Below are 6,419 nucleotides of genomic sequence, written 5' to 3' on the forward strand. Positions count from 1 at the left end.
ACCCGGTTGAGCGTGTCGTGGGACGGAATGCCATCGCGAAGTTTCAAGCCCGGCCGTTCCTTGAGCCAGGCTTGCCTGGATCGGGCATAGTCGGCGATACTGACAAAGTCATCCAGGCCGGCGATGGTGCCGCACAACACGATCAGAACGATGTCCGGCAGATCATGATCGCAACGTCCGCCGACGCGAGGATCGCGAAGATCGCTAAAAAACTCTCGAATGGGCCATTCCTTGGTCAGCGTCATTGTCTCGCTCCGCGAGAAAATCAGGGGACGAAATTGATGGCATACGCCACGGCCATTGTGTCAGCAACGCCTTTGACGAACAGATTCTTCCCCGGCGAAATGTTCAAACTACGCTGTTTATAGCTGAATTTGATGCGTTTGCCCTGCAGGGGAGGAGGACCTGGCCGTGCCGGGACAGACCGCCATCGTGTTACACGGGGTATCCTTCCTGACGGTGTGGGAGAATCGCAACCAATACTTCCTGTCGGATAAAGAGCATTGCCTGCATGGTTCACCCTACGTCGATGCCTTTGGACGTGGAAGTCACAACCACGCGGTCTTCTATCGAGGGATCAAGGTCCATGACGCCCGTTTGCCCGCCCTGTTCCGGTACAACCGACGCGACAAGGTGACACTGACCGAAGACCGGACATTGAAGTATTCCTTCCACATGAACGAGGCGATTGAGAAATCGGTCATCACGTCACAAGACCAAAACTTCATCATGAAAGTGCTGACGGCCGGTGAATTCTTCCACGAAGGCCAGCTCACGTTCGTCGAGCAATACCCCAGTTTGGAAATGAGCGACTCTTTCCGGGCGGTCTGCCGCAAACTGAATGAACGCCGTCCCCGTGGCTTGAACATGGGGGCTATCCGCTGGTATCAGAACCGCACGCAATCCAGCCAACCGCTTACTCCGGCGAAGTTGACGAACGTCCAGCAAAAGCAATTGGACAAGGCGATGGCGTTCGTCGGGAAGATCGGGTTTGGTGATGACTTGGAACGCTATCCGGCGAGTGTCGTGAACTGGCTTGGCGATGGCGTCTACGGCATGGCGAAGGACGGCACGATCCTGCTGGCCAAGGACATTTTCGACAAAGGGACCAAATTCCTCGCCTCGACCATCATCGAGGAGTTTGTCCACAACCACTACGACCTGCGGGATGTGTCGCGGGAGTTGCAGACATGGTTGTTCGATAGACTCGTGACGATGGGCGAGGAGTACGTGACGGGCGAATCCCTGTGACCCCGGAAGAACTCACCACCCTCTGCGAAACCATCTACGAAAAAACGGGCTGGCAGACAAAGCTGGCCCATGACCTCGTCAGGGAACCGCGGCAGATCCGCAGGTGGCTGACGGGGAAGGCCGAGGTGCCGGTGAAGGTGCGGGAGTGGTTGCGAGAAAGGAGGCAGCAATGACTTGCTACGTGGTAAAACGCGGAAAAGGCCGGGCATTCCGGGATGGGGATAGCCATGTCTTCCACCCGGATGAAGCTTTGCCAATCATCATTTGTGGTGACCTCAGCCCGCATTGTGCCTGTGGAGGCGTGACAGAAATCCTTTGTGATCACCCGGTCGGCAAGGATAAGACCTGCGACCGGAAGTTATGCGGCCATTGCTCCCATCTGATCGGGCCTGATCTGCATTACTGCGAAGCTCACCACAAGGAATGGCGGAAATTCAGGGAGAGCGGCGGGATAGTTCGAGAACTGAAGAATGTGGAGCCGTTCAAAGGCAGGTGATGGGCATCCCCTTCGAGTCGGTCCTTCCGGCACTTCGGTCACTTCGCGACGCCTTCGGCCGCTTCCACGCCCTGACGCAAGTTGATTGCAAGCGGGCCGCGTGGTACGATACCTTCCCCTTATCCGGAGACGCCATGCGATTCGCCGTTCTCGCACTGCTCGTGATCTGCCCTCCCTACTTCGCCGCTCCAATCCCTAAGGACAAGCCACCCCTCTATTACGCCACCAAGGTCGGCGATAAAAGGGTGTATGAACGGAGGACTCATGAACCCAAGGTAGCGGACACTACCAGCGAGAACACGCAATTGGTGACCAAAGTGGAAGAAAAGGATGGTCACTTGCTAGTCACGATTCGGCCTGACATAACCGTCCCGCCCAGGCCAGACCTGACTTTTATAGTTTCGCAAAAGGGATTGTTCGCAGTCGCCATCAATGGCATGGAACACGCTCTGTCCCGCCAACTTCTCAAGCTGCCTGCCAAAGCCGGTGATTCGTGGGAAAGCAATCCGCAGTTGCCAAAGGGGTCGAGAACAACGTACACGATGATCGGGGAAGAAGTGATCGAAGTCCCGGCTGGAAAATTCAAGGCATTGCGGATCGAAAGCGAGTGGCGAGTCGGGGGCGATCTGAATGGAAAGCAGACCTGCTGGTATGCGCCTGGAGTGGGGCTGGTGAAATCTTTGAATGAATTTCCGGGAATCGAGCAGGTGACTGTCTTGAAGTCGTTCACGCCGGGGAAGTGACGTCACTCGCAGAAGATAGAGAGTCCTTGTTCGCCACAAACAAGAGGTTCGCCATGTCCAAATGGATTTTGAGCCTGGTATCTATGGTTTTGTTGGGAGGTTTGTCGATGGCCGGGGAAATTGTCTTACCCAAAGACAAATTGCCCTTTACCGTCGAAGTGGGAGACATCGTCCGGATTCCGGTTCACGGGACTCCCGGAACCACAGTCACAGCGAAAACAACGGGGGCGATGGTGGCGGTCAATTCCGTTTCCGCAAGGGTCAAAGGCCAAAAGACACCAATGGGCGCGGGCCTTCATGAGGTCGAGGTTAAACCGGCCGGCAAGGGAAAGGTTACCGTCACCATCACCTCAAAATACCCAAACGGAAATGAGGCGACGGACGCATACCTGTTTGAAGTGAAGTAGATGCAGATTGGCAGTTGATCGAAGCGGAAAGCTGTGGTCTAAAAGAAATGCCCGCGATCTTGTGCGCGAACCTCGCACTGTCCGACGCCGGAAAACCGGGGAGAGCCCCGTCCCGGCGAAGGTGCAGTCGTGGCTGAAAGAGAGGGCCGGTGAAGATTAATGTAAAAGGACGTCGAACAGGTCTCCGATAATTGACCACAAGCGATGGGCAAGGCGTTGATGAAGCCGCTCGGCTGCAATGGCTTGGGCAAGGCATGGCTTCATTCCGGCACGATGCCGGACAACAGGGGTGTCATCCATGAACACAATCATCGAAAACAACTGGTTGATGCGAGCGCTAAAATGAAAAAGCCATCCGGTTACCGGCCGTCTCTCCCTCGGCTGATTTCCGGATGGCTTTAATGCTGGCCAAGTCGAACCACCAATCGCGAAACCTCTCCCTTTTCCCGGCTGGCGAATTCAACTCAGCGATAAGGATAAAGCATCTCTTGTGCCACGTTTTCTGAGATATGTCTTGATGAATGAAGCTATTGTGATCTCCTAGCAAATCAAGCCATTTCTCATCTACTAAAATTCTCCGTTCCACTTCAGCGAAACTGTTTCTGGCCCTTCCTGCCCTCAACGTCCTCAGCCCATGCCTGACATCTGCGCATTCACGCGAAATGGTTGCGAACAGCTATTAAATCCTGTAACGATTGGACAACAGCGAAAGGAAGGTGAATGGACATCCATGAACGCATCCAGGCCATCTATGACGCCGGCACTGACTTCTGGCGAAATCTAAGAGCGTTCGGAAACAACGAGGAATACTCGCGAAAACCAAGGTTTTTGCTTCATTATTTCCGAACGCTCTAAACACTCTGAAAGCCGCGAAGATGTTCTGGCAGCCAAGTGCCTTGTGAACAACTGCGGGGTCTTATGTGCATGTCCTGAAAGAAGGTGGTAGCCAAAATGCGTCCGGCCTTGGCTGAGGCATTTAAAATTGAAAACTGGGACAGCCTCTCCCTGGCAAACGGCGAGCTTTGCCGAGCCCTCTCGCCATTGCATCGTGCGACGACGACAGGATCAAAGACTTGCTGTCAGTGCGGGACAAGCCAATTTTTCGGTTCCAACCATCTCGCTATTCTCCTGCCAAATGAAGATCTCAAATGTCCGACGACCAGACCGTCCGTTACTTCTTAAGCGACAGGATTTTGATTAGTCCGGTCCATTTTGAGGGCGGGATTCTTTCCGTGGCCTTGCCTTGGATTTCGTAATTCCCTTTGGTGCCGAGGGCAACGAGCTTGCCGTCGGGGCTTAGAGCCGCGCTAATGGTGTCGGCGGGAATCTCAATCTGGTTGAGTTGTTTGCCACTCGCAAAATCCCAAATCCGAGCTTCCGGCGGTATTGCTTCGACAGGGAGCGGAGTCGCCTGGGAGCCGTTCTTTGAAGGCTCTGGCTGCCTGAAGAAGGTCAATATGAGCAGTTTGTCACCTTTGGCGTCAAATGACAACCGGCAGCCGACGGGGATTTTCTCAGGCTTGACGTTCGACCGTTCGACGGGCTCCGGTTGCAATGCGAATTTCCTGACCGCTTTGCCCGTGGAAACATCCCATGCGACGCAGCCGTCAAAACAGGCTACGAGAACCGTACTGCCGTCCGGGTGGAATTGCATTTGAAACGGGAACAGGCCGTTTTTAAACAACGCCCTGTACTTGGCATCTCCGTCAATATTCCAGATGCCACATTCTTTGTTTCCCCAATTGTCTCCATGTCGAACAAAAAACGCCAGCTTCTTTCCGTCTGGACTAATTGTCGAGGACACCAACCGGGCCGGGTTGCCATCATGGGCGGCAAGTCCCGCCTTGGCGAGGTCAGGCACCGTTTTTTTGCCGGACTTAAAGTCCCACACCACAATCTGATTTAGTGAATAGCACATCAATCGTGATGAGTCTTGACTAAATGTGACTGGCTGAAGCTGCTCGCCGTGAAAATGCTCGTCCAGCACAACGGGCTTGCCCTTCTTCAGCGGGTCAATTACTTGAAACGGAATGTTGTCAGGCGGGAGTTTTAATTCGGATTCCAGTGGTGCGAAAAGCGGTCTCTCCCGGCCGCGCTCCGCAAACGGGGCGACCAGTTTTTTGCCGTCCGGGGAAATGGCAATCACCTTGCTGCCGTAATAACCCAGGCGGATTTCACTCGCTTTATTGCCGCCCGGAACGTCCCAGAGGCGGACACATCCATCCCATCCGAAGCTGTAGATTTGCTTCCCGTCCGAAGTAAATTGTAGTTGGGTGACGCCGGCGGTGTGCGCATGAATGGAGAGAGAAGGCTTCGCGGACAATTCCGTCTCGGCCGCCGCCGCGGACTCAACTCCAATCGCGGCAAGAATGATTCCCAAAATCATGACTTGCCACCATACATCTAAAACATCTGATTTCAGCATAAACTGAGGCATTTTCCCATCTCCGTCTCGCTCGCCGCTCGTGGCCTCTAAAGGGCCGCAACGACTGACATATGAACCAAAATGGATGATCGCCATTGTACTGCTCTGGAGCCCTCTAAGCGTTAATGCCCGGGGCGAAGACGTTCGAGAAGTCGCTTGCGAACCGGACCCAAACGAGATAGCGATGGGGACATGGACATCCCCACCCGCATCCAAGCCATCAACGACGCCGGCCCCAACTGGCGACGCGACTCCCGGACGCTGGAGATTGCCAAACTGGCATGGGGAGCCGAGTGTCATGTCAACACCTCGGGCGTCTTCTGCCCTCGGCAGGAGGAAGTTGTCGCTCGTTGCGGGAAAGCGACAGCGACGGTTGGCCTTTGCAAAGTCAGAGAGCATGTGTGGGTCTTCTGCACCCGGCTTGAAACCTGCATATCTGGTTTCAGCTATGCCCCAAGCGTCTGGTCAGCCAAACCTTACGAAACCGAGGACGAGGCAAGGAGGGCGGGCATCCGGGAACTGCTCGACCGAACTTCGGAGAAGAAGGGGCATTCAGAAGCCGAGAAAGTTGACTTGTCGGTGATCCGGGCGAAGTTACGGGAGCAGGTGAGTCAGCCGACGTTGTACTGACACGTCGATGGGGGTGAGAAATTTGGGCGGCCGACAAAAATGATGGATCAAATTGCCACCTGTGGGAGAATAGGAGCCATGCAACGGGGGTGCCGGAGGGCCAGACGATGCCAGGGAGTCCGTTAAGCGTGGTCGTCCGTCAACTCTGCGCGGTCGACCGGGCCGGGTGGACCGACGGGGAACTGCTGACACATTTCCTGGACCGCGGGGACGAGGCCGCCCTCGCCACCCTCGTCACCCGGCACGCCCCCATGGTGTGGGGCGTCTGTCGCCGCATACTATGCGACGCGCACGCGGCCGAGGACGCCTTCCAGGCCACGTTCATCATCCTCGTCCGGAAAGCGGCGACGGTCTCACCCAGGGAGATGGTGGCAAATTGGCTGCACGGCGTCGCCCGCCAGACGGCGGTGCGGCTGCGGTCCGCGGCGGCGAAGCGGGGATGGCGCGAGATGCGGATGGCCTTGACG

General features: G+C 55.7%; 8 protein-coding genes. 6 read left to right on the forward strand and 2 right to left on the reverse strand.

What is annotated here, in order from left to right; all coding sequences use genetic code 11:
* Nucleotides 1-245 (reverse strand): transposase family protein (locus BGIM_RS65050; RefSeq protein ID WP_020473618.1); only part of this gene is annotated, 245 nt, incomplete at its 3' end.
* A gap of 166 nt (nucleotides 246-411) precedes the next feature.
* Here BGIM_RS65050 and BGIM_RS0131305 point away from each other — a divergent pair.
* The 4 genes from BGIM_RS0131305 (at nucleotide 412) to BGIM_RS0131325 (ending at nucleotide 2,897) form a co-directional block, all read left to right on the forward strand.
* Complete coding sequence (locus BGIM_RS0131305; RefSeq protein WP_020473619.1) at nucleotides 412-1,251, forward strand: hypothetical protein; 840 nt, start codon at nucleotides 412-414, stop codon at nucleotides 1,249-1,251.
* Entirely contained in the window at nucleotides 1,248-1,424 is a 177-nt protein-coding gene (locus tag BGIM_RS65635; protein ID WP_020473620.1) for a hypothetical protein, read from the forward strand. Before BGIM_RS0131305 ends, BGIM_RS65635 begins: the two co-directional genes overlap by 4 nt.
* A gap of 457 nt (nucleotides 1,425-1,881) precedes the next feature.
* On the forward strand, nucleotides 1,882-2,490 hold the full coding sequence (locus tag BGIM_RS0131320; protein WP_157369557.1) for a TapB family protein: 609 nt from the start codon (nucleotides 1,882-1,884) through the stop codon (nucleotides 2,488-2,490).
* Nucleotides 2,491-2,543: 53 nt separating this feature from the next.
* Entirely contained in the window at nucleotides 2,544-2,897 is a 354-nt protein-coding gene (locus tag BGIM_RS0131325; protein ID WP_020473623.1) for a hypothetical protein, read from the forward strand.
* Between the two features lie 1,171 nt (nucleotides 2,898-4,068).
* On the opposite strand, the gene BGIM_RS0131340 is transcribed toward BGIM_RS0131325, so the two are convergent.
* Nucleotides 4,069-5,418, reverse strand: a complete 1,350-nt coding sequence (locus BGIM_RS0131340; RefSeq protein ID WP_157369558.1) for a WD40 repeat domain-containing protein — start codon at nucleotides 5,416-5,418, stop codon at nucleotides 4,069-4,071.
* Between the two features lie 96 nt (nucleotides 5,419-5,514).
* Between BGIM_RS0131340 and BGIM_RS0131345 the strand changes: the two genes are divergently transcribed.
* Both BGIM_RS0131345 and BGIM_RS53305 read left to right on the forward strand, forming a co-directional pair.
* On the forward strand, nucleotides 5,515-5,952 hold the full coding sequence (locus BGIM_RS0131345; protein ID WP_020473627.1) for a hypothetical protein: 438 nt from the start codon (nucleotides 5,515-5,517) through the stop codon (nucleotides 5,950-5,952).
* 128 nt (nucleotides 5,953-6,080) lie between these two features.
* On the forward strand, nucleotides 6,081-6,419 hold a 339-nt coding region (locus BGIM_RS53305), incomplete at its 3' end, for an RNA polymerase sigma factor (protein WP_315849830.1).

The organism is Zavarzinella formosa DSM 19928 (genome assembly GCF_000255705.1).
Taxonomy (GTDB): Bacteria; Planctomycetota; Planctomycetia; order Gemmatales; family Gemmataceae; genus Zavarzinella; species Zavarzinella formosa.

Coding starts and splice junctions, on each gene's coding strand:
- BGIM_RS0131345 (WP_020473627.1), top strand. CDS start 5,515: ATGGACATCCCCACCCGCATCCAAGCCATCAACGACGCCGGCCCCAAC.
- BGIM_RS0131320 (WP_157369557.1), top strand. CDS start 1,882: ATGCGATTCGCCGTTCTCGCACTGCTCGTGATCTGCCCTCCCTACTTC.
- BGIM_RS0131340 (WP_157369558.1), bottom strand. CDS start 5,418: ATGGCGATCATCCATTTTGGTTCATATGTCAGTCGTTGCGGCCCTTTA.
- BGIM_RS0131325 (WP_020473623.1), top strand. CDS start 2,544: ATGTCCAAATGGATTTTGAGCCTGGTATCTATGGTTTTGTTGGGAGGT.